The sequence below is a fragment of the uncultured Tissierella sp. genome (assembly GCF_902479755.1).
Classification (GTDB): Bacteria; Bacillota; Clostridia; order Tissierellales; family Tissierellaceae; genus Tissierella; species Tissierella carlieri.
Genome location: NZ_CABSQO010000019.1, coordinates 1 through 25,204, shown reverse-complemented (window position 1 = coordinate 25,204; position 25,204 = coordinate 1). Strand labels below are relative to the sequence as shown.

Annotated in this window: 31 protein-coding genes, 2 pseudogenes and 1 riboswitch; of the genes and pseudogenes, 32 read left to right on the top strand and 1 reads right to left on the bottom strand. The window is 29.7% G+C overall.

The genetic code is table 11. The features are described from left to right. Nucleotides 1–24 precede the first annotated feature (24 nt). The 32 genes and pseudogenes from RDK80_RS11175 (at nt 25) to RDK80_RS11025 (ending at nt 23,477) form a co-directional block, all read left to right on the top strand. Nucleotides 25–324, top strand: a complete 300-nt coding sequence (locus tag RDK80_RS11175; protein WP_216555494.1) for a LysO family transporter — start codon at nt 25–27, stop codon at nt 322–324. Beyond that, nucleotides 314–910 carry a lysine exporter LysO family protein gene (locus tag RDK80_RS11170; RefSeq protein ID WP_094900214.1) on the top strand — a complete coding sequence of 199 codons (597 nt, stop codon included), beginning with the start codon at nt 314–316 and terminating at the stop codon, nt 908–910. Before RDK80_RS11175 ends, RDK80_RS11170 begins: the two co-directional genes overlap by 11 nt. 38 nt (nt 911–948) lie before the next feature. After that, the gene (locus tag RDK80_RS11165) at nt 949–1,440 is read left to right on the top strand and encodes a QueT transporter family protein (protein WP_094900215.1); all 492 of its coding nucleotides are present in this window, start codon (nt 949–951) and stop codon (nt 1,438–1,440) included. A gap of 130 nt (nt 1,441–1,570) precedes the next feature. Then, entirely contained in the window at nt 1,571–2,611 is a 1,041-nt protein-coding gene (gene mltG / locus RDK80_RS11160; RefSeq protein ID WP_143598532.1) for an endolytic transglycosylase MltG, read from the top strand. A gap of 15 nt (nt 2,612–2,626) precedes the next feature. Continuing rightward, nucleotides 2,627–3,274, top strand: coding sequence for an O-methyltransferase (locus RDK80_RS11155; protein ID WP_308524325.1), 648 nt, complete (start codon nt 2,627–2,629; stop codon nt 3,272–3,274). A gap of 4 nt (nt 3,275–3,278) precedes the next feature. Continuing rightward, complete coding sequence (locus RDK80_RS11150) at nt 3,279–4,508, top strand: U32 family peptidase (RefSeq protein ID WP_094900217.1); 1,230 nt, start codon at nt 3,279–3,281, stop codon at nt 4,506–4,508. Nucleotides 4,509–4,510: 2 nt separating this feature from the next. Next, on the top strand, nt 4,511–5,131 hold the full coding sequence (udk, locus tag RDK80_RS11145) for a uridine kinase (protein WP_094900218.1): 621 nt from the start codon (nt 4,511–4,513) through the stop codon (nt 5,129–5,131). A 46-nt stretch (nt 5,132–5,177) separates the two neighbouring features. Further along, nucleotides 5,178–6,824 (top strand): penicillin-binding protein 2, encoded by a 1,647-nt coding sequence (locus tag RDK80_RS11140; protein WP_094900219.1) that lies wholly within the window; start codon nt 5,178–5,180, stop codon nt 6,822–6,824. Between the two features lie 62 nt (nt 6,825–6,886). Continuing rightward, entirely contained in the window at nt 6,887–7,588 is a 702-nt protein-coding gene (gene sigK, locus RDK80_RS11135) for an RNA polymerase sporulation sigma factor SigK (RefSeq protein ID WP_094900220.1), read from the top strand. Nucleotides 7,589–8,477: 889 nt separating this feature from the next. Continuing rightward, nucleotides 8,478–8,912, top strand: coding sequence for an NUDIX hydrolase (locus tag RDK80_RS11130; protein WP_308524324.1), 435 nt, complete (start codon nt 8,478–8,480; stop codon nt 8,910–8,912). Between the two features lie 383 nt (nt 8,913–9,295). Beyond that, nucleotides 9,296–10,045 (top strand): dienelactone hydrolase family protein, encoded by a 750-nt coding sequence (locus RDK80_RS11125; protein WP_308524323.1) that lies wholly within the window; start codon nt 9,296–9,298, stop codon nt 10,043–10,045. A 1,210-nt stretch (nt 10,046–11,255) separates the two neighbouring features. Beyond that, the gene (locus tag RDK80_RS11120; RefSeq protein ID WP_308524322.1) at nt 11,256–11,798 is read left to right on the top strand and encodes a hypothetical protein; all 543 of its coding nucleotides are present in this window, start codon (nt 11,256–11,258) and stop codon (nt 11,796–11,798) included. Between the two features lie 183 nt (nt 11,799–11,981). After that, a complete protein-coding gene (locus tag RDK80_RS11115) occupies nt 11,982–12,167 on the top strand; it encodes a hypothetical protein (RefSeq protein WP_308524321.1) in 186 nt (61 codons plus the stop codon). Continuing rightward, nucleotides 12,164–12,589 (top strand): hypothetical protein, encoded by a 426-nt coding sequence (locus RDK80_RS11110; RefSeq protein WP_308524320.1) that lies wholly within the window; start codon nt 12,164–12,166, stop codon nt 12,587–12,589. Before RDK80_RS11115 ends, RDK80_RS11110 begins: the two co-directional genes overlap by 4 nt. Before the next feature lie 73 nt (nt 12,590–12,662). Continuing rightward, nucleotides 12,663–13,199 (top strand): GNAT family N-acetyltransferase, encoded by a 537-nt coding sequence (locus tag RDK80_RS11105; RefSeq protein WP_094900227.1) that lies wholly within the window; start codon nt 12,663–12,665, stop codon nt 13,197–13,199. Between the two features lie 146 nt (nt 13,200–13,345). Then, the gene (locus RDK80_RS11100; protein ID WP_094900228.1) at nt 13,346–13,510 is read left to right on the top strand and encodes a hypothetical protein; all 165 of its coding nucleotides are present in this window, start codon (nt 13,346–13,348) and stop codon (nt 13,508–13,510) included. Between the two features lie 391 nt (nt 13,511–13,901). Next, nucleotides 13,902–14,258 (top strand): metalloregulator ArsR/SmtB family transcription factor, encoded by a 357-nt coding sequence (locus RDK80_RS11095; RefSeq protein ID WP_094900229.1) that lies wholly within the window; start codon nt 13,902–13,904, stop codon nt 14,256–14,258. Between the two features lie 41 nt (nt 14,259–14,299). Next, the gene (gene arsM, locus RDK80_RS11090) at nt 14,300–15,091 is read left to right on the top strand and encodes an arsenite methyltransferase (RefSeq protein ID WP_369819372.1); all 792 of its coding nucleotides are present in this window, start codon (nt 14,300–14,302) and stop codon (nt 15,089–15,091) included. A gap of 227 nt (nt 15,092–15,318) precedes the next feature. Continuing rightward, nucleotides 15,319–15,489 carry a hypothetical protein gene (locus RDK80_RS11085; protein WP_308524319.1) on the top strand — a complete coding sequence of 57 codons (171 nt, stop codon included), beginning with the start codon at nt 15,319–15,321 and terminating at the stop codon, nt 15,487–15,489. A gap of 313 nt (nt 15,490–15,802) precedes the next feature. Beyond that, a pseudogene (locus RDK80_RS11080) lies at nt 15,803–16,117 on the top strand (pyridoxamine 5'-phosphate oxidase family protein); the annotation flags it as partial. Nucleotides 16,118–16,314: 197 nt separating this feature from the next. Beyond that, nucleotides 16,315–16,410: riboswitch (guanidine-I (ykkC/yxkD leader) on the top strand. A 57-nt stretch (nt 16,411–16,467) separates the two neighbouring features. Further along, nucleotides 16,468–16,680, top strand: a complete 213-nt coding sequence (locus tag RDK80_RS11075) for a hypothetical protein (protein ID WP_201259721.1) — start codon at nt 16,468–16,470, stop codon at nt 16,678–16,680. A 27-nt stretch (nt 16,681–16,707) separates the two neighbouring features. Continuing rightward, nucleotides 16,708–17,175 (top strand): annotated as a pseudogene (locus tag RDK80_RS11070) (B3/4 domain-containing protein); the annotation flags it as partial. 199 nt (nt 17,176–17,374) lie between these two features. Next, nucleotides 17,375–17,533, top strand: coding sequence for a hypothetical protein (locus RDK80_RS11065; RefSeq protein ID WP_158220045.1), 159 nt, complete (start codon nt 17,375–17,377; stop codon nt 17,531–17,533). Between the two features lie 186 nt (nt 17,534–17,719). After that, the gene (locus RDK80_RS11060) at nt 17,720–17,878 is read left to right on the top strand and encodes a hypothetical protein (protein WP_201259723.1); all 159 of its coding nucleotides are present in this window, start codon (nt 17,720–17,722) and stop codon (nt 17,876–17,878) included. A gap of 322 nt (nt 17,879–18,200) precedes the next feature. Next, nucleotides 18,201–18,317, top strand: a complete 117-nt coding sequence (locus RDK80_RS11055; RefSeq protein ID WP_235601256.1) for a nucleotidyltransferase domain-containing protein — start codon at nt 18,201–18,203, stop codon at nt 18,315–18,317. A gap of 766 nt (nt 18,318–19,083) precedes the next feature. Beyond that, entirely contained in the window at nt 19,084–19,623 is a 540-nt protein-coding gene (locus RDK80_RS11050) for a 2'-5' RNA ligase family protein (RefSeq protein ID WP_094900232.1), read from the top strand. Nucleotides 19,624–19,916: 293 nt separating this feature from the next. Then, complete coding sequence (locus RDK80_RS20115) at nt 19,917–20,210, top strand: hypothetical protein (protein ID WP_374041670.1); 294 nt, start codon at nt 19,917–19,919, stop codon at nt 20,208–20,210. A 108-nt stretch (nt 20,211–20,318) separates the two neighbouring features. Beyond that, on the top strand, nt 20,319–20,516 hold the full coding sequence (locus RDK80_RS11045; protein ID WP_094900233.1) for a hypothetical protein: 198 nt from the start codon (nt 20,319–20,321) through the stop codon (nt 20,514–20,516). A gap of 542 nt (nt 20,517–21,058) precedes the next feature. Next, entirely contained in the window at nt 21,059–21,307 is a 249-nt protein-coding gene (locus tag RDK80_RS11040; protein ID WP_094900234.1) for a GlsB/YeaQ/YmgE family stress response membrane protein, read from the top strand. A 422-nt stretch (nt 21,308–21,729) separates the two neighbouring features. Continuing rightward, nucleotides 21,730–22,191 (top strand): MATE family efflux transporter, encoded by a 462-nt coding sequence (locus RDK80_RS11035; RefSeq protein WP_094900235.1) that lies wholly within the window; start codon nt 21,730–21,732, stop codon nt 22,189–22,191. Between the two features lie 29 nt (nt 22,192–22,220). Continuing rightward, nucleotides 22,221–22,493 (top strand): metal-sensing transcriptional repressor, encoded by a 273-nt coding sequence (locus RDK80_RS11030; protein WP_094900236.1) that lies wholly within the window; start codon nt 22,221–22,223, stop codon nt 22,491–22,493. A gap of 300 nt (nt 22,494–22,793) precedes the next feature. Then, nucleotides 22,794–23,477: a cadmium resistance transporter gene (locus RDK80_RS11025; RefSeq protein WP_201259724.1), complete on the top strand. Its 684-nt coding sequence runs from the start codon at nt 22,794–22,796 to the stop codon at nt 23,475–23,477. Between the two features lie 1,372 nt (nt 23,478–24,849). Here RDK80_RS11025 and RDK80_RS11020 read toward each other — a convergent pair. Next, nucleotides 24,850–24,987 carry a hypothetical protein gene (locus RDK80_RS11020; RefSeq protein WP_201259725.1) on the bottom strand — a complete coding sequence of 46 codons (138 nt, stop codon included), beginning with the start codon at nt 24,985–24,987 and terminating at the stop codon, nt 24,850–24,852. Between the last annotated feature and the right edge of the window lie 217 nt (nt 24,988–25,204).

The window sequence follows — 25,204 nt, the reverse complement described above, 5'->3', positions numbered from 1 at the left end:
TACTGTATAAAGGGGGTATATTATATGGGATTAAGATTAATTTTATATTTGGGAATACTAATATTAGGGGGGGTAATTGGATATAAGGATAAAGTTAGTGAAAAATTGCAAGCTAATATAAATACAATTCAAAATCTCTGTCTACTTTTTTTATTGTTTGTAATGGGAGTTACAATTGGAATAAATAATGAAGTTATATCTAATTTGTTTTCTATAGGATTGAAAGCTGGAATAATATCTATTTTTACTATTTCTTTTAGCATAATATTTGTAAGAATGATTAGAAGGTTTATAATACTGGAGAGTGATAAGATTGAGCCTTAAAATATTTTTAGCGGTTTTATTAGGGACTGGTGTGGGATACTTTTTCTTGCCGCCTACTATCTCATCAAGTATTGGAACTATTATAGACATTGGACTTATGGTATTATTATTTTTTGTAGGCATGGATATTGGGAAACAAAAAGATGTATTCCAAAAAATAAAAAAGATGGGTTTAAGGATATTATTAGTACCAGTAGCAATAATAGCAGGAAGCATAATTGGAAGTATGTTAGCAGGTTTATTACTTAAGATGCCAATAAATGAAGCCGGTGCTGTAGGGGCAGGTTTAGGATGGTATACATTAAGTTCTACAATGCTTCTTGCAGATGGTTATGTAGAATTAAGTGCCTTAGCATTTTTATCTAATGTATTTAGAGAAATAATAGCTTTAATATTAATACCTATTATAGCTAAATATGTTGGAAAATTAGAATCTTTGTCTACGGCTGGAGCAACAGCTATGGATACGTCACTTCCAGTAATATCCGCTTCTACTGATCCTGAAACTGCAATAATTGCATTTATCACTGGGGTAATATGTACAACTGCTGTACCTATAATATTGCCAATTATATTGAAATTGTAGTTTATAATCAGTGAAGAGTGAAAAACAGGGAGGTAAATATGAAGACAAAATACTTAACTAAAGCTAGCTTAATAGCTGCAATATATATAGTCTTAGTTTTAATACAGATGTTGCCGGTTCCATTTATTAATTTAACATTTGGACCTATACAACTTAGAGTTGCAGAAGGTTTAGCTTTACTTCCATTGGTGGAATCTGCAGCTGTTCCTGGCATATTTGTAGGATGTTTATTGGCTAATTTATTATTAGCACCTTATTCTGGCTTTGGACTAGTGGATATATTAGGTGGATCTTTGGTAACACTTGTTGCAGCATATATTACGTCTAAAATGAAGAATAAGATAACAGGAATGATTCCCCCAGTAGTGTTAAATGGATTAATTGTATCTATTTGGGTATCATACTTCACAAAGGTTCCGTATCTTGTTACTGTACTTGGGATAGGTGGAGGAGAACTACTATCAGTAGCCATTTTTGGTAGTATCATTTTATCAGTTTATGATAAAGCAACAAATTTAAAAGAATATTAAAAACCAATGAATAGTGAAGAGTTAAAAGTGAATAGTTGTAAGTAAAGATTCAGGGACTTTTAGCTATTAGTTATTCATTATTAATTATTCACTATAAAAAGGAGTTGTTAAAGAATTGGAAAAGACCAAGATGAAAAAAAATAGAAGGAAAGCTAAATCAAAGAAATTTTCTGTATTAATAATATTATTATTTGCAATAATATTTGGAGCATTTTTTGCTCAAAAATATTATAAGGAAAGTTTGGGAGCAATGGCAGTTGACAACCCTTCTAATGTAAAAATCATTATCCCTCCATCGAGTTCAACTATTAAAATAGCAGATATTTTATATGAGAATGGATTGATTAAAAATCAGTTTATATTCAGGTATCAGGTGAAAGCTAAAGGTGTAGGCAGTAAACTAAAGGCAGGAGAGTACAATTTATCTACTGGCATGAATCTTGAGAATATAATAGATAGCCTTACAAAGGGTGGCAAAAGTCAAAATACAGTAAGATTTACTATTCCAGAGGGGTATGAACTTAAACAAATGGCTGAGAAGTTATCAGATGAAGGTATTGTAGATAGGGATAGATTTCTTGAATTAGTAAGTGACAAGAAAAACTTTGAAGATAAATATACTTTTTTAAAGGAATTAGATGATGAACAAGGGCTTGAAGGATTTTTATTTCCATCCACCTATGAAATCTATGTTGATTCAACAGAAGAAGAGATTATAGGTAAGATGCTGGATGAATTTGAGAAGGTTTATAGAAAAGATGTAGAGCCAAAGCTTGAGGAGCTTAATTTAACATTAAATGAGGCGATTACTTTAGCATCTATAGTAGAAAGAGAAGGTAAGGTAGATGAGGAAAGACCTTTAATGTCTGCGGTATTTCATAATAGGATTCATAAGGGAATGATGCTACAATCCTGTGCTACCGTACAGTATATTTTAGGAGAGAGAAAAGAAGTTCTAACTAATGAAGATACGAGGATAGAATCGCCATATAACACTTATATCCATGAAGGACTTCCACCAGCGCCAATAGCATCTCCAGGAGAATCTTCATTAATAGCAGCAGTAAATCCAGCAGATGTAGATTATTTATTTTTTGTATTGACAGGTAATGGTACTCACACATTTACTAAAACCTATGAAGAACATTTAAAAGCAAAACCAAAGAAATAAAAGGGATGATAAAATTTGAACCAAATAAATGAGGAATATATTGAAGATTATATAAGAAGTTTATTACCTGATAATAATACTAATTTAAAAATTATGGAGAAATATGCAGAGGAAAATCATGTTCCTATTGTACAGCCTGAAGTAGCACAGCTTTTGAAGGTTTTGTTAAAGTTAAAGAATCCCAAAAACATCTTGGAGGTAGGTACAGCAATAGGTTACTCTGCTCTCTTGATGGCCGAATATACGGGGAACTATTGTAATATAACTACCGTAGAGCGTCGTAGCGATATGATAGATTTGGCAAAAGAAAATATCTCTAAGACCATATATAAAGATAGGATTAAAATCCTACAAGGGGAAGCGGAAGAAGTACTTCTTATTTTAGATGAAAAATATGATTTTATATTTCTAGATGCTGCAAAGGGTCAATATATGGACTTTTTTAATAAATGCATTAAATTTTTAGAGCCAGGAGGAATCATAGTATCAGATAATGTACTTTATAAAGGCATGGTTGCCACAGATACTTTAGTTATTAGGAGAAAGAAAACCATAGTAAAAAGATTGAGACAGTTTTTACAATATATAAATGAAATTGAAGGCTATACATCCAGTATTATACCAATAGGAGATGGGGTAGCTATAACATATAGAGAGGAGTAATATCTTGGATAAAATAGAACTATTAGCACCAGCTGGAGATTTGGAGAAATTAAAGATGGCTATAATGTATGGAGCAGATGCTGTTTACTTAGGTGGAGATAGCTTTGGACTTAGAAAAGCATCAAAGAATTTTTCTGTAGAAGAAATAGAAGAGGGTATAAGATTTGCTCATGAAAGAGGAAAGAAAGTATATATTACTTTAAATATAGTACCTCACAATGAAGATATGGAAGGTCTAGAAGAATATGTAACTAAGCTTTATGAAATAAAAGCTGATGCAGTTATAGTATCAGACCCAGGAATGTTTTCAGTAATTAGAAGAACGGTTCCAGAATTACCAATACATCTAAGCACCCAGGCATCTGTAACAAACTACGAAACAATGATGTTCTGGTATAACTTAGGAGTAAGACGAATAGTATTAGCTCGTGAGTTATCATTTAAAGAAATAGAATCTATGTCTACTAAACTTCCGAAGGATTTAGAGATAGAAGCGTTTGTTCATGGTGCAATGTGTATGTCATATTCTGGTAGATGCTTAATTAGTAATTATATGACTGGCAGAGATGCTAATAGAGGAGATTGTGCTCATCCATGTAGATATAAATATAATCTTGTAGAAGAAAAAAGGCCTGGTGAATACTTCCCAGTATTTGAAGATGAAGAAGGAACATTTATTATGAATTCTAAAGATCTTTGTATGATAGAATTTATTCCCCAGCTAATTAAATCTGGTATAAAGAGTTTTAAGATAGAAGGAAGAGTTAAGAGCTCCTATTATGTGGCAACGGTTATTAGGGCTTATCGAATGGCGATAGATAAATATTATAAAAATCCAGATAACTATAGATTTGATGAAAAATGGCTTAAGGAAATTAAAAAAGCTAGTCATAGAGATTTTACAACAGGATTTTATCTTGGAAAACCTACTAATGAGGCTCAAGTGTATAGTACATCTTCCTATGTTAGAGGATATGATTTTGTTGGACTTATATTAAATTACGATGAAGAAACTAAAATTGCTACAGTAGAGCAAAGGAATAGGATGTTTGTAGGAGAAGAGATAGAAGTCTTTGGGCCTAATAAAGAATTTTTTACCCAGATTATCGAAAAAATGTGGGATGAAGAAGGGAATGAAATAGAAGTAGCCCCACATCCACAACAGGTTGTTAAGATTCTTATGACAAGACCAGTCAATAGTATGGATATGATTAGAAAAGAGAGGGAGGAATGAAGATGAAAAGACCATTACTCATTGGGATAACAGGAGGGACAGGCTCTGGCAAATCAACTGTATCTAAAGAAATCTTTAAATCAATCCATGAAAAGAAAATTGCGGTTATAGAACAAGACTCTTATTATAAGGACCAAAGCAATCTAACATTTGAGGAAAGGGTAAAAACTAACTATGATCATCCCTTTGCATTTGACAATGAATTGTTAATACAACATCTAAAGGATTTAATGAATAATAAATCTATAGAAAAACCTATATATGATTTTGAAAGACATACAAGAAGAGAAGAAACTATAACTGTAGAACCTAAAGATATAATAATATTAGAAGGAATTTTGCTATTATTTGAAGAGGAAATAAGAAACTTATTGGATATTAAAATATTTGTAGATACTGATTCTGATGTTAGAGTTATTAGACGTATACTTAGAGATATTAAGGATAGGGGACGAACTCTCGATTCTGTTATACTACAATATATGGAAACAGTAAGACCAGCTCATCTTCAATTTATTGAACCTACTAAAAGATATGCGGATATCATAATTCCTGAAGGAGGCTATAATAAGGTAGCCATAGATATAATAGTTGCAAAGATTAATTCTATACTTAATAATTAAGTTTAATCTCCCTAAAAGTGGAAACACTATCTAGGGAGGTTTTTTTATGTCTAGATATAAGAGAAATACTATCTATTCGCGAATAAAATTTTATTACTTTATATCCATCTTACTCTTTGCAGGTTTATTAGGAAGATTATATTATCTGCAGATATATGATAATAGAGATCTTAAATTACAAGGATTAAAACAAAGAAGCACAGAAATTAATTTAAGATCTAAAAGAGGGACAATATATGACAGAAATCTAATCCCGTTAACCAATAGAGAGGTGACAAAAACTTTAGTAGCTCCAAGGGAAGCTATTATAAAAAATAAGGAGATATTAAAAAAAGTAAAAGAAAATACCGAGTTATCTACTATAGAAATAAATAAAATTTTAGATACAAATAATAAATTGGTTCAGATTCCTCTGACAAGGAAAATCGATATTGAAAATGCCAACAATATTTTTATAGTTGATATTATAAATAGATATTCAAAAACAAATCTACTTTCTCATGTTATTGGATATATTAATAAAGCTGAGAATAGAGGAGAGTCTGGTATTGAAAAAGTATATGATGAGTTTTTAAATAAATCTGATAAATCATCTTTATTCATAGAATATGATAAAAACAGATCTTTAGTTCTAGGCAGTTCTTATTATGTAGATAGCACTGTAACTTCTGAGGAGCCTGCGGGAGTAAGACTTACAATTGATTATTATATTCAGAGCTTAGTGGAAAATATTTTAGATGAGGATGATATAAAAGGATCTGTAATGGTAGCTGATGTAGAGACAGGTGAAATATTAGCATTATCCAGTAGACCTAGCTTTAATCAAGAGCATATGGAGGAATACTTTAATAGAGAAGATATGGCTTTATATAATAAAGCTGTTCAGGTCTCCTACCCACCAGGTTCTATTTTTAAAATAATAGTACTGTTAGCTGCATTAGAAGAAGAACCAGATATTATAAATCAAGAATTCTATTGCAAAGGTTATGAAAATATAAATAACGTAACTATAAATTGTAATAGTACTCATGGAGATATATCATTAAAGAATGGATTTGCCAAATCATGTAATTCTGTCTTTATACAGATCGGGAAAAAGATAGGAGCAAAAAAGGTAATTGAAATGGCCAAAAGGTTAGGGTTTGGTGAAAAGGTTAATATTGGGCTTATTGAAGAGGTAGAAGGAATTTTACCAGAAGGAAAAGAGTTACTAGGGCCAGCCATAGGAAATATTTCAATAGGTCAAGGAAAGATAGAAGCTACGCCATTGCAGATTACTAATATGCTTTTAACGATTACAAATGGAGGAGTTCAAAAAGATATGTCTATAGTACAAGGTATAACCACGAAGGATGGCAAAATTATAAAAGACTATAATAAAATGGAAGATAAAAGAATATTATCAGAAAAATTATCTAATATAGCTAAAGAATTTTTAGAAGAAGTAGTATACTCGGGAACTGCAAGGGCAATAAAATTAGATGATATAGGAGGAGCAGCTGGAAAAACCGGTTCTGCAGAAGGTCTACTTAAAAGTAAGCCAACAATACATGGTTGGTTCGCAGGATATTATCCTAGAGATAATCCAAGATATGTAATTACTGTATTAGTTGAAGAAGCTAATTCAGGATCCATATCTGCAGCACCTGTTTTCCAAAGGATTTGTAGAGAAATTTTCATGTTAAATAAATAGGACTTGCAAAGATTAACACTTCCTTACATATACTTATATATGACTAAAGGGGGGTGTAATATATGAAAAATGCAATTCTATTAATTTTTAGTATAATATTAAGGCCGTTTGTAATCCTCTGTGGATATATGATAAATTCTAATTCTTTTCCAAAGCCACTTTCTAGGGAAGATGAAGAGAAGTATTTAAAGCTTTATTCAGAAGGAAATGAAGATGCAAGAAATATACTAATAGAAAGAAACCTAAGATTAGTTGCGCATATAGTGAAAAAATATAGTAATACAGGAAAAGAAACAGAAGATTTGATTTCTATTGGCACAATAGGTTTAATCAAAGCAATATCTACTTATAATCCAGCTAAAGGTACAAGACTAGCTACATATGCTGCAAGATGTATAGAAAATGAAATTCTAATGACTATAAGATCGACTAAAAAAACTAAAGTAGAGTTATCTTTACATGAACCTATTGGTATGGATAAAGAAGGCAATGAAATAAATTTACTAGATATTTTAGGGTCAGATGTAGATGAAATATTAGATGAGGTAGATTTAAAATTACAAATAAAAAAATTATATAAGGCAATAAATCAGGTTTTAAAGGATAGAGAGAAAGTCATTATTGAGTTGAGATATGGTCTGATAGATGGAAGTTGTAAGACACAAAGAGAAATTGCTGCCATGCTAGGTATATCTAGATCTTATGTGTCAAGAATCGAAACAAGAGCACTAAACAAATTAAATAAAACTTTAATGAGTAAATAAATTAATCCAGGGAATTTAGCCCTGGATTAATTTATTTACTTATCTAACGGGAGTTGTTGTTCTATTAAGAAGGTTTTCTATATTTCTAGTAAAAGTAGATATGGGATGGCCGTTGCTTGTATTTGTACTCATAGTTCTTATTCTAGTTTAAAGAGTAAGGTCTGAAGTTACAGATATATTTTTTATGTTTCTATCAGAAGTCCTCACAACAGTTTCTACTTTTTATCTAAGATTATATTTATTTAATTAGTTGTACGACCTCTTTTACGTCATATCTAACAATAGTTGTGTTATTACTGAAAGCACACAAAGAAAAAGATAAAGGAAATAATATAGAGTAGGAATAAGATTACAATGAATATGAATTCTAAATGAGCTGGAAAATAAAGATAAGCTTGACTATGAATAAGATAGCATAGAAATACAGTAAGGAACTTAAACGGAGATATAGAACTATCCAAGAAATATGAAAAACTGGCTATGGAAGAATATAAGAAACATGAAGATAAAAAGCATAAGGATAAATACATCTATAGAGTAAAGGATATTATTCCAAGAAAGGTAAAGAAAAGACTATATGAGATGGTGAGCTAAAGGCAGGAAATGAAAATGAAAAAAATAAGATGTATTAAATGTGGTAAATTACTTCTTGAAGCAGAGGGAAAAGGGACAACGATATGTGCTAGATGTAAAACTAAAAATAAATATGATACTGAGAATAATAATTAATCATTTATGTGCAATTGAACATTGAAAACTAAATAATACGGTATTGAAAAATAGAGTATTATCATATATGTCCAATAAGTTTATGATATATGCTATAATATTCGCATAGGTAATTGGTAATAGTTTATACTTGGGAACATTTGGGCAAGGGGGAATGCTAATGAAAATAAGGAAAGCAGTTGGCGCAGTTGTATTTCAGAAGAACGAATACTTATTAATTCATAAAGTTAAAAATTCCAATAATAATGAAGATATAATTGGACATTGGGACTTTCCAAAAGGTGGGGTAGAAGAGCTGGACAAAGATTTAGAATCAGCAATTTTGCGAGAATTAAAAGAGGAAACAGGCTCTACTAACTATAGAATTATCAATAGGTTTGAGACAAAAATTTGTTTTTCATTCCCTAAAGCACATGAGTATGATAGACAAGAAACGGTGATGTTTTATGTAGAATATTTGGGTAACAGAGAAGAACTAAAGCCGGAAGATAAAGAAATTGATATAGTAAGGTTCTTTGATAAAGACGAATTAATGGGGGTCTTATGTCATGAAGAAACACATAAATTTTTAAATGAAGTATTCAATAAAATCTAGTATGTCATTTTCATATTAAATGTCATGATTACTAAAATTAAATATTTTATGAAAATACCGTATTATTCAGAAAAGAATTCTAAGGTATTTTTATCTTATCTTTTAAATAACTATTGGAAATAAAGATATGAAGATTGAACCTTGAAAATTGAATAATACGGTATTGAAAATCAAGATTCCATTATGTCAATATAAGAAAGATGGTATAATTTGATTATTAAATAAGTTAGATTAGATTTAATTCACGACAGAGGTTAGAAAATACTCTAATATGATTGGTATTACTGACAGGATAGGAACACAATGGTTAGACTAAATAAATTGCTTAGTAAGCTGATTTTTGAATTACAAATCAAGAATAAAGATAAAGGGAGATGGTACAAATGGAATGGTCAATATTTAGACAAGAGAATCCATTCGTGATGATTACAGAAGAAAAAGTAGATGATATCCCATACCTAAGGTTTAATCTAAAAGAATATACTGGAGTACTACCAACTGTTATTTATTATCATGGATTGTATTCAAGTAAAGATTTTATAAGATTTCAAGCAATGACAATTGCCAGTTTCGGTTATCAGGTAATTGTACCTGATGCATTATACCATGGTGAAAGAGAGTCAATAGAATATGACGTAAAATATATATGGGAAATAATATTTAAGAGTATTCAAGAATCCGATGTGCTCATTAAGAATGCAATAGAAAAACATGACGCTGATCCAACACGGATAGCTGTAATGGGAAGTTCAATGGGGGCAATAACAGCTGGGGGAGTTTTCATTAAGCATGACGACTTAAAATGCCTAGCTGGATTTAATGGAGCCTTTGCGTGGCAAGAATGCATAAAAATGAATGTTTTGCCACTGAGTGAACTTTATAAAGACGAAATTGAGATGTATGATCCGATGACACATGAAGAAAAGATAAAAGATAGAGCTATTTCAATTTTTCATGGAGTAGAAGATACATCTATACCTATTGAAATACAGAGAAAATTTGTTGATAGAATAAGGCCTATTTACACAAATAATCAAGAGAAATTACAGATAATAGAGTTTAGTAATGTTAACCACAGGGTTACGACAAGTATGTTAGAGAATTTAATTACATGGCTAAAAGCCAATCTTTAGCATTAAGTAGAAATAATGAATAAAGTCAAACGGACTTTGACTTTAGGGATGCTTGGTGACTTTAGATTATCTTTTCTAGATGCAATAATTATAAAAAACTAATAACTACTTAAAATATCGTATTATTTAGAAACGAATCATGGGGTATTTTTATTGATACCGTAATTATTAAATTATAGATAGAGGCTCTAGAAGCTCAGGGATAATAAAATAAAATCTTTGGGTTTTTGTTTTTTGGGAGGGAGGACATGCAGGATCTGCAGATAGAATTAAATAAATATAGAAGTGACTTGAATAAAACAATGTAGACGGTAGTTTAGTAAGATAGATATTTACATTAAGATATATAAATGGATTATAATGGAGACAAGTGGCCACAAGTATAGGAGGAAATAATACAGCTGATAGTGTATGATATTTTAAATAATAAACTAACTGTAAAATGTATTAATGATACAGGACATTTAGAGGATTTGGTTTAATGAACAGTCTTTACTTTTTAATCATTTAATATCTCACTATGTAAATAGAAAAACTAAATATTTTGATATAGGTCCATTAGCAAAGGACCATTTATATGATCCTAAAATTAAATTATATAAAACAATTATTGCTTTAATTTCTGTTATATGTGCTTCTATCATTACAATTCTTATTATAGAGAAATTCTTATAGTTAGAAATAGAAAACTTCCCTCGGGCATTGAGACTTATTAAATCAGAAACTCAATCCTGATATATTTTAATTTAAAAATATAAAAAAGAAGGATTTTTAATTTGAATATTAAATTATATAAGTAAAATCTAATGTAAAGGGCTATAAATAATGGTAGAGAGCCTATTATTTATAGCAGGAGATTTTTAAGTTCTTTAGGGGTTATGGAATTCACAGAAGATGAAAAGGATTACATAGCTTATATAGCATCAAGAGCTATAGCTGTTTTGTCAATTGAGTTGAAGAAAGGAATAATAATAGAATAGGATATTAATGATCCTATTTCAAGCTGTCGACGTTCATATGTCGATAGCCTTTTTGTATGAATCGTGTTATAATGTAGATAACATTTGTCGGATAATATGCAAGCTGGTTAAATTAATATTATATTTAAACTGTAGAAAAGAAATGTTTGGTATAATATACTAATTTTATGATGTAACAAACAAATTTTATATTATCTTGTGATGGATATTAAAGAGGAGGGTCTAGGCAAATGAAAACTATGCTGAAAATTATGCGAATGCGTAAAAACGAAATTCCTGATGATATATTGCCTTTGTTTGAGCACATTGTTCAAACATATAAGGGAGACGAATGCGATGAAAATTTTATAAAAGCGATGGAAGAACAGCTCACCAAGGAGCAACGCTTCCGACTATACGAGCAAAACGGAAGTTGTAGTGGTACTGGGTACGATAAAGAACGTAAAGCCTTCGCACTTGAACACGCTGACAAACCCCTTGCCGAAAGGCTGGAACTATTTACAAATACCTTTGGCAGAACAGCCGTTTTGAATGATGATAATACAATCACAGTCACTTTTGCCTGTAACCATGGATACTACAAGCATGCCCCAAAAGGAATGTTTCGATTTCCGGCATCAATTGAAACATATTTTGAAAGATGCGCAGGTGGGCGTTTGTATGAATACCAAAAAGCATTGGGAATAAAACTGAAGATTAAGTCAGTTGATGTGTCTCCCCTTAGCGAAAATATTGTAAACCCCGTTGTATTTACGTTTCAGATAGTGGATTAAAATACACTTACCTACCGTTTAGAGCCACTAAAGACTTTGCTTCTTGGTTATGTAGTTTTTCTACGCTTGCGTGTTATACCATAAATATTCAGCACATACATAAGAAAAAGGTATGTGCTGTTTTTATTGGAAACTGCCGAAAATCAACAAAATATGCTGTAATGATATAGGTGATATATGATGATGAGTAAAAAGAATGCAACATATAAATTTCAGAAGGAAATGCTCTGCCTTGAAGATCTTGTGCGGGAGGAACATTTGGTTAGGAAACTCGAAAAAGTGATTGACTTAGATTTTATAAGACCAGCCCTGAAAAATGCAAGGATTGTCCTTTTTTACAGCAATGCACGAAAAGCAAAAACCATGTGAAACTCGTTGTTCGTCATGTTGGGGAAGAGTATATTGAAAAAATAGAGGATATAAGGCATACTACTGGCAGCAAAGAACTCTATATGTTACGAAGTCAGGCTATAGAACGGGTCTTTGCTGATGCTAAAGAGTTTCATAGTATGAGATATGCAAAAGATAGATGGAAAAACTATAGATTAAATTTGATCAGGATTACTTCCAAGTCACTTTTTTATTTTTTGAAAGTATTCTATAAATCCAGTAATTACAGTGAAAACAATGAGGAAGAAAGATATAAAATCGAAATTGTTATTAAGAGAAAAGAATTTAAACTACTAGAAGACATTATAGAAGAATTTGGTGTTAGCAATCCAACATTAAAAATTAAAACATTGAGTAAAGTACATGGTAAGATTACTACTACAAGAGTTAAAGAAATTTAGAAGGTAAAAAATGTTTAATCTGTATATTATGAGGAAATACTTATATATAGAAAAGGTATTAGGAGATGATTAGGTGTATCTAGAAGAAGTAAGAGCATTACCAAAAAAAGTAGTGGATAATCTGGATGGAGATATTAAGAATCTTAAGATATATTTGGTCCAAGATTATGATCTTAATATATTGAAACGGATGGTAACCTTTGGAGTAAGCATTTTTGGAGACTTGGGGATGGACGAATGGGGATTAGTTCCTCAAATTCGGCATGGAAATGTATTTTTATTAAAAGAAGAAAATAAGAAAAAGGTAATTGGTCTAGCTATTTTAATGAGAGACTGGGAAGACATAGATAAATGTTATCTGTTTGATTATGCTATAGTTGAAGAGTTTCAGGGACAAGGGTTAGGATATCATTTTTTAATAGGCGTTTGTAAAAATCTTATAGGACAGGGATTTAAGAGAATGAGTTTAACCGTAGATATAGAAAACCAATCTGCTATTCATCTATATAAGAATAAGTTAGGATTTGAGATTGATGAATTGAGTAAAGATGAATATGGAAAAGGGCATCATAGATATAAAATGGTATTAGATTTAGATAAAATTAGATAGATTATATTATTTTAATAAATTAATAGTAAAAGGCCTACAAACAAATCAAGGTATGTAGACCTTTTACTGTAACTCTACATAATTTGATAAATTCTCCTTTATGCAGAACGGACGTTCTGATACAATCTAGTAAAGGGGGAATTTATATGCTAACTGAAAGAGAATCACAAGTATTAAATATAATAATAGATTACATAAAACAAAACGAATATGCTCCTAGTGTTGGAGAGATAAGAGATATATTAGGGCTTAAGTCAACCCCTACTGTATATGGATATTTAAAAACTTTAGAAGCTAAAGGATTTATATAGAGAAAAGGGAATTCTCCTGAAGCGTTAAGAGTTATTAGATTAGAAAATTAATTCTGGTCTTTTTTATTTTTTAAAGATGCCTTATAAACTTAGTGATTGCAATGATCATACTAATTAAAATTAGAAGTAAAATCCATAAAGATATTAGTTTTAAGTACATTCCAGCCTTTTGTTAAAAAGATTAAAATATGTAGTTATTATTTAACTTGTAGATGTTGCGAATTATTTAGGGAAATTTGTTCTTTGAAAATTGAATAATGTGGTATTAGAAAATAAGAATATTTCATATGAATTATAAAATCGATTATTGACAATTTTAACTATTAAGTATAGTATATGAGTATAAACGAATATAATCATAAAAGCATATAAAATTATGAGGAGATATGAAATGGATATAGTGCAAATATTGAAAGCATTAGGTGACGAAAATAGAATTAGAATATTAAACATATTAAAAGATGGACAATTATGTGTGTGTGAAATTGAACATATATTAGGAATTACACAATCAAACGCTTCAAGACATCTCACTAAGTTAAATATGCTTAGGATTGTGGCATATGAGAAAAAAGCTCAATGGATATATTATAAATTAAATAAAGAAACTTTGGAACAATTTCCATTTATAAAAGAACTTCTAGAGAATGAACTCAATAAAATAGATATATGTAAGCAAGATATAGAAAAATTAAATGAATATAAAAATAGTGGAATGACTTGTGAAAATTTGAGAGATTATAAATGAAAACAGTTGTAAATGTAAAAATAATTAATGGAGGCGAAAAGATGAGCGATTTTAAAAAAGTAGATGTTAGAAATGCTGTTCGTAATAGTTATAGTAAAATAGCCACTGGAAATGTAAAAAGGGATGGCTGCTGTGGAGGAGATATTAAGCTTAAGAAATCTTCAATAGAGATATCACGTAAAATTGGATATTCTAATGAAGAAATATTAACTGCTCCAGAGGAAGCTAATATGGGGCTAGGTTGTGGAAATCCCCAATTAATAGCTAATCTTAAAGAAGGTGAAACTGTTATAGACCTTGGAAGTGGAGGAGGATTTGACTGTTTTTTAGCTTCAAAAAAAGTTGGAGTTAAGGGGTATATTATTGGAATTGATATGACTCCAGAGATGATTAATAAATCAAGAGTCATATCTAAAAGATATAAATATAGAAATGTAGACTTTAGACTAGGAGAAATTGAAAATCTTCCTGTAGCAGATAATACTGCAGATGTAATTATTTCAAACTGTGTTATAAATTTGTCTCCCAATAAACAAAGGGTATATAACGAGGCTTATCGTGTATTAAAAAAGGGCGGTAGAGTTGCTATTTCTGATATAGTTCTTATTAGAGAATTAACAGAGGAAATGAAACAAGATGAGAACCTTTATTGTGGATGAGTTACTGGGGCATCTTCGGTTGAAGAATTAAAATTATACTTAAAAAAGGCTGGTTTTAGTGATATTAGTATTGAAACCCAAGAAGTATCAAAGGAATATGCTGAAAAATGGGCACATAATTTAAAAGTTGGAGAATATATTATGTCCGCATCAATAAAAGCAATAAAGTTATAGGATTTATATTATTATTTTTATTTAGCATAATGATTCTGGAGCTAGTAGATAGGTTTTATGGAGACAAAGGGTTAGATAAATTATTAAAGTAGATCAGGATTAAATTTCTGGTCCTTTTTTATTTGTGAATTATGACTGAATTTGTATGAACTTACTTATGAAAATAAAAAGGAAAATCAAACCTTTATATAGAATATAAATAATATCAAACTAAAGGGGATAAGTTTATGATAAGCAGAGTTAATAAAATATTAATGGTTCTTTGTTTAAGCCTTGTTTTACTTAGTCAGGTAGGAACAACAGCTTTAGCAAGAAAAATGAATGACCTTGGTGGCGGTATTGGAGGCGGCGGAAGTGGTGGTGGAGCTGACCCCATACATGTTATAAAGGAAGCGTAAGACATTTTTTATTGTTTTTGATAAAAAATATTATATTGTGTATCTTGATTTTTATAAAAATTTCCCTAGTTGGATATGCTTGTTGTTTTTCTCACATTTGAATAGTTTTTTATGAACACCTAAAATATCTCCGAATTCCTCTTGAGTTAGTTTTAATGATCTTCTTATATATTGAATTTCACCTCCGTAATTACTAGAAATAAAATTCAAGTAATCATCATATATAAGGGAAGAAATTATTTCTAATGCTATGTCAATTCTATTTATAGCATCTAATAAATGATTAACTAAATTATTTTCATACCTAAATAATTTAATATATTTTCATAGTACTGTAAATGGACATAAATTAGATAATATATTAAATAATACTAAAGCATCTTTTTGTGTAGTAGTACAAACTTGCATTCTACCTGACGAATTTAGTACAAAGTATGAGAGTGTAATTGTATTTGGAAAGACAATTGAAGTTTATGATGATGAAAAAAATATGGTTCTTTTAGAAATACTAAATAAATATTCCCCAGATTATATTGAAGAAAGAAAAGAATATATTAAAAAGGCAAGCAAAGGAACTAAAGTAATAAAAATCATTATAGAGCATGTTTCAGGAGAGGCAAATAGATAGTTAATATCAATTTTAGTAATATTCTTATTAGACGTTATGAATATTAAAGTTAAATATTTTATTAGGATACTGTAATATAAGATGCAATATTAAAATAAGTGGAATTTTGCGAAGAAAGACATATAATTGATTTAATATTAATATTATGCTAAGATTAGTTTGTAATTTTAAATTTGTAAATCATAATTTAATTATATATTTAAGTTTTCTAGGGTTCCGCAGTTTATAGCTGGCAGGTCCAAGAGAAAACGCACAGTTGACTGTGTACACGGAGGGATAAAAGCCTGGAAGATATTAAATAATATTTCTATGGCTTTTTTCATTATTTATTTTTGAGGATGTATACTTTAATGAAGAAATTTATTGTTGAAGATGACTTTTGGAACCTATTTCCCAATGTAAGGATTGGCATTGTTGTTTGTCATGGCATAGATAACTCTATAAAAGATGAAGACAAATGTAAAGATATGATTTATAACTCAGAAAAGGAAGCTTTAAAATATTTAAAGAATGAAGAATTCAGCAGCAACGAAGTTATAAAGGTATGGAGAGAGGGGTTTTAAAAATTTAAAACAAAGAAAGGTGCAAGGTCATCAATCGAGGCATTATTAAAACGGGTGCATAATGGAAACCATTTAGGGACCATTAATCCTCTAGTTGATATTTACAACTCTATTTCATTAAGATATGGATTGCCTTGCGGAGGTAAGGATATAGATACATTTGTTGGGAATATTAGATTGACTAAGGCAGTTGGAAATGAAAATTTTATTACATTAGGAACAGATGAAAATGCACCACTATATGAAGGGAAAATAGTATATAAAGATAACCAAGGAGCAATTTGTAGATGTTGGAACTGGCGTGAATCAGTAAGAACAATGCTTACTGAAGATACAAAGAATGCATTTTTATGCATTGAATTAATTGATGAAAGAAGATTAAAAGAGTTTGAGAATGCTTTAGGAGATTTAGCAAAAAAAGTACAGGATGATTTGGGTGGAACATGTAAGATTTCAATTCTTGATATTAACAGTAAAGAAGTATCAATAAAGTAATTTGAGGATAATAAGTGATGAGTGTTTTTAGTTATAAAGATGTTTATATTGAGGATGGAAGAAGGGTACTGGAAGTTAACATTCTTCCAGAAAAATATTGTAACTTTGACTGTATATTTTGTCCTATTGGAAGGTCGCAAAGTAAGATAGGTACCCAACATTTGATAAAATAGATAGTTCATTAATCGAACTAGAAATCATGATAGAAAGTACAAAATCAGAATTAATATTTATTAACTCAAAGGGAGAATTCTTAGTAAATGATAAAATAGGTGATATTGTTGATCTTATAAAAGCCAAAGATTTATCTGTAAGATTACTTTCTAATGGATATTTACTAGCAGAGATGAATATATAGAAATTGCTAATAAATGTGATGAGGTTGTTGGAGAGATAAAAGTAATAACAGAAGAAGATTTTCAAAAAATCCAGAGACTAATTGAAGGATATACATTAGTAGAATATATTTCAAACATGGTTTACTTTAATAAACAATACGAGGGAAAATTTATATTTGAAGTTACTATCATTAAGGGTTATAACGATGATGAAGAATCAATTGAGAAGATACAAAACATTATTAAGGAAATATCTACTTACAAGATTAATTATTGCAAGAATGGAAGATGAAAGATTTAAGAAAAAATTTGGTATAACTGATGAAAAACTTGAGGAAATTTCAAATGCATTACTAAATATTTAGTAATCCTAATACACATTGTTTATGCCAAACCTCATAATTAATAAAACTAAATATTTCATTTCAATACCGTATTATTCAGAAATGGACTTTACGGTATTTTTATGTTGTGTTCAACTAACTAAAGCTATCTGTTCAATCATAGTTATTAGAAATTAATATGATAATTTGAATCTTCAAAAATAAATAATACGGTATTGAAAAGCAAAAATACTTATAATATAATGCAGATAAAGCTGTATTAAATATACTATGATTTTTATAATTAAGTGACAAGTGTAAAAGTTAGAATAGAGACAGTTTATATTTATAAAGGAGAATAAGTATGCATGACAAGATAATAACATATCTTAATGATAAATATAAGCCACATACAATTATGGTGTATGGATCGTTTGCAGATGGAAGTAATAATACTCATAGTGATTATGATGCGCTTTGAAATGTGCTTTAATGCATATCGAAATGAGAAATGGGAAGTCCAATTTGATTAAGAAAGGACAAAACTAGCACTTATTATTTAGTCGCATAATTTATATTAAACGTCGTGTTTATTAAAACTAAAAGTTCTATTGATACCGTACAATTCAGAAAAGAATTTTACGGTATTTTTATCTTATACTTTAAGTAACTAAGGCTATTTATATGAACTAATAATTAAAAGTTTGAACCTTGAAAACTGAATAATGCGGTATTGGAAAGTAAAATATTTACCATATAGTCTAAATAAATTCATGATATATGTTATAATTTCTATACAAGTAATTGATAACAGAAAAATAATATCTATTAAAAAATCTTTATATTAAGTTGAAGATGAAATTAATGAATTGTTTAGGGAGTGATTTAAAGTGGAAAAATCAGCACTTGGTAGTTTAGCCATCATCTTGGGGGGCTTAGTTTTATCACTAGAAATATACAGTTTAAAATTTATCCAAGGTGTTGAAATGCAAACGGGTTCATAGAAAACTTATGCTAGTGATTATGCAACAGAGATGCCTATGTTTCTTGCACTATGTATAACTTTTGCAATAATTATTTATGGAATTGTATTAGTGATAAAAGCTAAAGAAACAAAAGAATGATTCAAAAGGTAGACAAATCTTAAGTTATCATAATGATTTTTTATAGGCTTATCTAGATGTTTAATTAACATTATCTATACAATTATGTAAGACATATAGTAAGATTTTTATGGAGGTGTAAATATGCATGGTATAGTATCATTGCTGCCTCAACCTTATTATAAAGAGGTTGAAAGCATATGGAATAAGCTAGAAAAAGAAATTGGATTAACTGGAGTTAGAGTTACACCATATCCACATTTTTCATGGCAAATCGCAGAAAGCTACGATATGGACAAATTAATAAATGTATTTGAGGATATTGCAGTATGTACAAAACCATTTGAAGTAAAAACAACGGGGATAGGGTTGTTTACTGGAAAATCCCCAGTTGTTTTTATACCCGTAGTTAAAGATGTTCAACTATTGAAGTTCCATTATTCTATTTGGGAAAGATTAAAACAAGTAGGGGAAGATATAAGTGATTATTATAGCCCACAATCGTGGGTCCCTCATATTAGTTTAGCGTATGAGGATGTTACAAAAGAAAATATAGGAAAAGTATTAAAAAAACTATCATTTATGGATTTTAGTTGGAGCTTTGAGGTAGATAATATTTCATTTATTTATGAGCCAAATGGACAAATAGGGGAAGTAAAATATAGAATTGATTTCAAAAGATAGCATTAATGATTCGCTTGGGGATTTAGCATACTGGTGTGGGATATTTCACCTAACATGGTATCTGTGCAAGAGTACACTAGGGCATAATCTTTAGCAAGGAGGGAATTAGACTATTTAGCTGAAAAATTAGAAGAATTAGGGTTAGAGTCTGAATTATTTGAAGAGACTTTATATGCTTTAGGTTATACCTATAATCTTACATATGTACCAACTTTGACTAGATATATGAGTCATTATGATTCTACTATAAGAAAAGTCGCAAGAGAAATTCTAATAGATTTGTCAAAGTAAGTATCTTTAAATTATGTAATTATAAATCGACAGGGGTAAATGTTTATTCTCTTCATGGTGCTTGTGCTGAAATTATAGCTATTGGTTCAGCAATAACTGACGGAGAAAGAGAATTTGAATGTTTAGTTGCTGTTTGGGGAGAGAATGGTGAGAAGATATTACCACCATGTGGGAATTGTAGACAATTTATTTTGGATTATGCACCAAACTGTAAAGTGATTATTAATATAGAAAATAAATTGAAAAAGATTACTGTAAAAGAGTTACTACCATTTGCTTATTCTGCTACAAATTAATATTAATAAATAAAGATAAATATTATTTGTATCAAGTCAAATAGATAGAGACTCTAGAAGCCCAGGGAAAATAAAAGCCTTGGGTTTTTCTTTTTTGGGAATGAGGACATGCAGGATCTAAAGATAGAATTAAATAAATATGGGAATGACCTAAATACGGATATTACTATTATAAAAGAAAGAGGAGAGGCTAAAGCAATAGCTAAAAGAGATTATAGAGTAGCATTAGTAAAAGAAATATTACTTCTTAATAGATTATCACAGCTTAAATATTTAGAAAGTGAAATAGAAGTATTAAAAAGATAGATATTAGATTCGGATTATATATACAAAAGACAATGTAAAAGGATTTGATAATGAATTTCCTTATATAGAAAGAAAGCTTACAATTATAGGGTATAATCATGAAGCTCATTATAATAAATTAGATAAATTGTAGAATAAGCTCAATAGAATAGTAGAGGAAACAAACGATTATATAAATGATATAAGGGATGGCTTAGTAGGACAGATATTTACATTAAGAATATATAAGTGTGTTAATATAGTATTATTGAAATTTATTCCAGATTATGTGTCAAAAAATTAAATAAGGATTTACATTAAATCTCACCAGTTCCCCGGTGGGATTTTTTATAATCTAACCAGATATATATATAAATGATAACTAAAAATGAGGTGAGAAGATGGAGCCTAAAGAGTATATAGTTTATAAATGTTTAAATTGTCATAGAAGTTTGATTTAAGTCATGATAAAGCAGACAAAATAACAGTACTGTTTATTTTAATTGTATATAGGGTATTTTAAATACAAGATAATTAAAATAAATAGTAAAGGAGTTTATATTATGGGATATCTTACATGGATAATATTAGGTGCACTATCTGGTTGGATAGCAAGTATGATAATGGGTAAAAATTCGCAGATGGGTGCTATTGCAAATATTATAGTTGGTATTATAGGTGCTTTTATAGGAGGGGTTGTATTTAGATTAATAGGAGCATCTGGTGTTACAGGATTAAATTTATGGAGTGTAATAGTGTCTGTAGTTGGAGCTTGCATATTATTATTTATAGCTAATAAGATTAAAAGGTAATTTATGTTTTAAAAGAAATCTATAATTAGGTTTCTTTTTTACATACATCACATGTTGGTTGTAATTTATCGGAAGATAAATGGAGAATTTTCTCCTTTCTTTTAGAAGTATATAAGAAGAAAGTAAAGGATGAGAGAATGAATGATGAAGAAAATATTATTGGTATAAAGCCAAGGCTAAAAAGCATAGGCCATGATACAGAAGATATTAGAAAAAACATGTAATAAATAAAAATGTTTATACCTGAAACATTAGAAAAAACTCAATATTTTTAAGTATATTTTCCATATGAATCTATCTATATATAAAACAAATGGCATAATGCCATAATTTGACGGTAAAAAATAGAAGATTTTCTCCCATTGAGCAGAGGCATTATAGAAAAATACAACATTTAAAAATTAAACTAATGACATCCTTGTATGGGTGTCTTTTTTCATACAAAGTCTGGGTGCAAAAAAATCGATGAAGCTCAAAAGCATGGATTGATGTCTTACTTTCTTGCAACAGGATTTATGGTGGTAGTAGGAGCCGTTTTCTATATATTTGCTCCATTTTTGGCAGGATTATTTAGTAAAGATTTTGAAGTAATAGACCTAGTTGTTAAAGTACTTAGAATCGTAGCATTAGTTCAACCATTCCTATGTGTAACCCTCGTAATTACTTCTGCACTACAAGGAGCAGGGGATACAAAATATCCTATGTACTCAACTTTTGTAGGAATATGGGGAGTACGGGTATTGGGAGTATATCTATTAGGAATAAGATTAAATTGGGGATTAGTTGGTGTATGGTTGGCAATTTCTATAGACATAATAGTCAGGAGAATTATTTTAATGATTCATTTCATGAAAAGTAAACGGAAAGAAATAAAAATAGAATAATGTAATTTTATACAAGGAGTGATATAAATATGAATGAACATAATCATCCTCATAGTAAACAGATTATTAATAGAATGTCAAAAATAATTGGGCATGCAGAAGCGGTAAAGAGAATGCTTGAAGAAGGAAAAGAATGTAGTGAAATACCTATACAAATAGCAGCAGTTAGAGCAGTATTTAATAATGCTGGAAAGTTAATTTTACAAGATTATATAAATCACTGTATTCTAGAAGCAATTGAAAATAATGATAATGAGCCATTAGAAAAATTAAATGCTGCTATAGATAAGTTTATTAAGTAAATTATTAGATTTAATGCTTTTGGATAGTGTTATAGTGAAAATAGGATTATACATTGTATAGAAGGAACTATAATAGTCTTTGTTCTAGTAAATTTAGTAGGAAATGAATCACTGCTGAGCCTGTCAAAAAAGTGAAAAATCGTAAACTTGTGATATAATTGTTGTAAACGTATAGGGTGTGGGCAGTTCATACCTTTAGGTAGTAAAACCAACCATAAGAAGTATGATTACAACTGGATTAGTAAGCCTATACACGATTTTGTATGTATAGGCTTAAATTATTTTAAGGGAGGAATATCCGTGATTGGTTCAATCATTACATCAATTATTTCGTTTGCAAGCACTAATATTGATGATATATTTGTGTTGACGATTCTATATTCACAAGTCAATGAGAAGATGAAAAAAAGCTACATTGTGATTGGACAATATCTTGGCATTGGTATATTGGTTATGCTTAGTCTTTTGGGTGCATTTGGTCTACGCATATTATCAGAAGAATATGTTGGGATTTTGGGGGTCATACCAATAATATTAGGAGTAAAAGTATGGTTTGATTCTAAAAAAGAAATGCAAGAACCTCACGCCAAAAACCATGGCTTTATTGAAACAGATATAGACAACAATGAGACGTGCGGAAAAAGAGAACAGGAAAATCACTTTAGTAAAATCGAAAAAATAAAAAATCTTCTAAGGAAGATAATTAAGCCTGAAATATTAAGTGTTATGCTTGTTACTATCGTAAATGGAGCCGACAACATTGGTATATACATTCCTTTGTTTCGCAGCTATACTTTCGGACAGTTAATAATGACTGTAATCATCTTTGTGGTAATGATTGCATTGTGGTGCTTTATTAGCGAAAAAATTGCAAGTTTCCCCCAAGTAAAAGAAATGCTGCAAAAATATAAGCATATCATCGTTCCTATTGTTTTTATTGGACTTGGCATCTTTATAATCTTTGAAAGTAAGTTGCTCTTTTAAAAGTTTATTTTATTATACAAAACGAATAAATACCATAGATTGAGAAAAACATAAGTATGAAATGTAGTAGTAGATTATATAACGGATAAGCCTATGTGTACAGAAGAAGATGAGCATGGGAAGGTTAATTTTGAAAATAAATTGCAAAGAAAGATAGAATAATGATGCTAAGACAAGACCCTAGAGTAAACTGAGGAGTACTTTTTTTATGACTAAGTTTATTTTCACGATTTTATCAAAGGATGAGGATTTATATACAGCAGTTTGTGAAAAAACTGAATATATATGAAAATATTTTACCATCACTATTTTATGATAAAATTAGAAATAAGCTATAGATTAATATTATAACCTAGCGCGGTTAAACTTTTTAAAGTAAGTCTATGAATTTGATCATAGGCTTTTTATTTGAAAAACTTTTATAGTTTTGCATTTATAATTTCTAAAGCTTTTATAAGACGACAAAATTATTCAAACAGTGGGGTCAGAAAATCTATATCTGTACTATTTATTGAGTGATATTAAAATACATTGGTAGTATCCTTCCTCTTAGGGATTAAGATAATATTCAGGAGAAGTAAATCCATAGCCCAAAGCAAGAAGATGAACGAGTTGAGATAGAGGGTCAAATAAATTTTGTAGATGAACTAAGAATGATAAGACTTCATATAATTAGAATGGCAGTACTGGGGTAAGTGTTAGAGCATTAAGAGATTTAACAAATGTAGAAATGATAGATATAGAAGAATCGAGAGAAGGAGGACAAGCTATAACAACTAGAAAAGTAGTTAAATATATAAGCAGAAGAGAAACGTGTCTTAGGAATAATATTTTTTAATAGAAAATAAATGGAATAGATTATGAATTTGGACCGTGCTGTAAGTGCAAATTATGACAATAAGTAAGTGGTAGAATAGCAACAGTGAAAAATAGCCTAGCAGAGAATATGGCAGAAGAGAATTTTACTAGATTTAGGAAAGTATATCCTAATATAGTTACGGATTTAGTAGGCTAGGGTTTATGAATAAATATAAAAAAGAATCGGAGGTAACCCCCGACTCAATTATTATAGATTAAAAGAAATCACAGTTACAGAAGATAATTACTAATATTAAAAAGAAGAATAGTAGAGAAGTATCCATACCACATTCTCCCTCGCATCCTCTTCTGCCGAATAAGCCACCCATAAATACACCCCCTATTCAGTTCAGATTTAGCACTCTTACAATAGATTATGAATGGAAGTGGAAAAGTGTTCATTATTATTTCTAGGGGGACTATGTGTTGAATAGACAAGGATTTAAGAGGGTACTTTTTAGGAGTTAATAAATGAAAAAAGAATCGGGAATAAGCCCCGATTCAATATGGAGATTTAGCACCTTCTTCCAAAAAAACCGTCACAGTTACAGAAAAGAATTACTAAAAGTAAAAAGAAGAACAATAATGAAGTATCCATACCACAGCCACACTCTTCGTCAAAGCAATTTGTACGTATTTCATTGTCAATCATAATATATACCTCCTATGCAGTAATAAAGTTAGATTTTTTAAAAAAGCCGTACTACTAGTTACAGAAACAGAAGAACAAAAGAATTAATATTAAGAATATGAATATGATTGATTCATCAAAACAACCGCCAAAAAATCCACATTGTTTCTCAGCCATAACAGCACCTCCTCGTATAATAAAGTTACAGTTTAATTACTGTATTTTCTTTTCTATCTCA

Excerpts from the sequence above, each read along its gene's own strand:
- RDK80_RS11175 (WP_216555494.1), top strand. The coding sequence starts at position 25 with ATGGGATTAAGATTAATTTTATATTTGGGAATACTAATATTAGGGGGG.
- RDK80_RS11165 (WP_094900215.1), top strand. The coding sequence starts at position 949 with ATGAAGACAAAATACTTAACTAAAGCTAGCTTAATAGCTGCAATATAT.
- mltG (WP_143598532.1), top strand. The coding sequence starts at position 1,571 with ATGAAAAAAAATAGAAGGAAAGCTAAATCAAAGAAATTTTCTGTATTA.
- udk (WP_094900218.1), top strand. The coding sequence starts at position 4,511 with ATGAAAAGACCATTACTCATTGGGATAACAGGAGGGACAGGCTCTGGC.
- RDK80_RS11140 (WP_094900219.1), top strand. The coding sequence starts at position 5,178 with ATGTCTAGATATAAGAGAAATACTATCTATTCGCGAATAAAATTTTAT.
- sigK (WP_094900220.1), top strand. The coding sequence starts at position 6,887 with ATGAAAAATGCAATTCTATTAATTTTTAGTATAATATTAAGGCCGTTT.
- RDK80_RS11130 (WP_308524324.1), top strand. The coding sequence starts at position 8,478 with ATGAAAATAAGGAAAGCAGTTGGCGCAGTTGTATTTCAGAAGAACGAA.
- RDK80_RS11125 (WP_308524323.1), top strand. The coding sequence starts at position 9,296 with ATGGAATGGTCAATATTTAGACAAGAGAATCCATTCGTGATGATTACA.
- RDK80_RS11120 (WP_308524322.1), top strand. The coding sequence starts at position 11,256 with ATGAAAACTATGCTGAAAATTATGCGAATGCGTAAAAACGAAATTCCT.
- RDK80_RS11115 (WP_308524321.1), top strand. The coding sequence starts at position 11,982 with ATGAGTAAAAAGAATGCAACATATAAATTTCAGAAGGAAATGCTCTGC.
- RDK80_RS11100 (WP_094900228.1), top strand. The coding sequence starts at position 13,346 with ATGCTAACTGAAAGAGAATCACAAGTATTAAATATAATAATAGATTAC.
- RDK80_RS11095 (WP_094900229.1), top strand. The coding sequence starts at position 13,902 with ATGGATATAGTGCAAATATTGAAAGCATTAGGTGACGAAAATAGAATT.
- RDK80_RS11085 (WP_308524319.1), top strand. The coding sequence starts at position 15,319 with ATGATAAGCAGAGTTAATAAAATATTAATGGTTCTTTGTTTAAGCCTT.
- RDK80_RS11075 (WP_201259721.1), top strand. The coding sequence starts at position 16,468 with ATGAAGAAATTTATTGTTGAAGATGACTTTTGGAACCTATTTCCCAAT.
- RDK80_RS11065 (WP_158220045.1), top strand. The coding sequence starts at position 17,375 with ATGATAGAAAGTACAAAATCAGAATTAATATTTATTAACTCAAAGGGA.
- RDK80_RS11060 (WP_201259723.1), top strand. The coding sequence starts at position 17,720 with ATGATGAAGAATCAATTGAGAAGATACAAAACATTATTAAGGAAATAT.
- RDK80_RS11055 (WP_235601256.1), top strand. The coding sequence starts at position 18,201 with ATGCATGACAAGATAATAACATATCTTAATGATAAATATAAGCCACAT.
- RDK80_RS11050 (WP_094900232.1), top strand. The coding sequence starts at position 19,084 with ATGCATGGTATAGTATCATTGCTGCCTCAACCTTATTATAAAGAGGTT.
- RDK80_RS11045 (WP_094900233.1), top strand. The coding sequence starts at position 20,319 with ATGCAGGATCTAAAGATAGAATTAAATAAATATGGGAATGACCTAAAT.
- RDK80_RS11040 (WP_094900234.1), top strand. The coding sequence starts at position 21,059 with ATGGGATATCTTACATGGATAATATTAGGTGCACTATCTGGTTGGATA.
- RDK80_RS11035 (WP_094900235.1), top strand. The coding sequence starts at position 21,730 with ATGGGTGTCTTTTTTCATACAAAGTCTGGGTGCAAAAAAATCGATGAA.
- RDK80_RS11030 (WP_094900236.1), top strand. The coding sequence starts at position 22,221 with ATGAATGAACATAATCATCCTCATAGTAAACAGATTATTAATAGAATG.
- RDK80_RS11020 (WP_201259725.1), bottom strand. The coding sequence starts at position 24,987 with ATGATTGACAATGAAATACGTACAAATTGCTTTGACGAAGAGTGTGGC.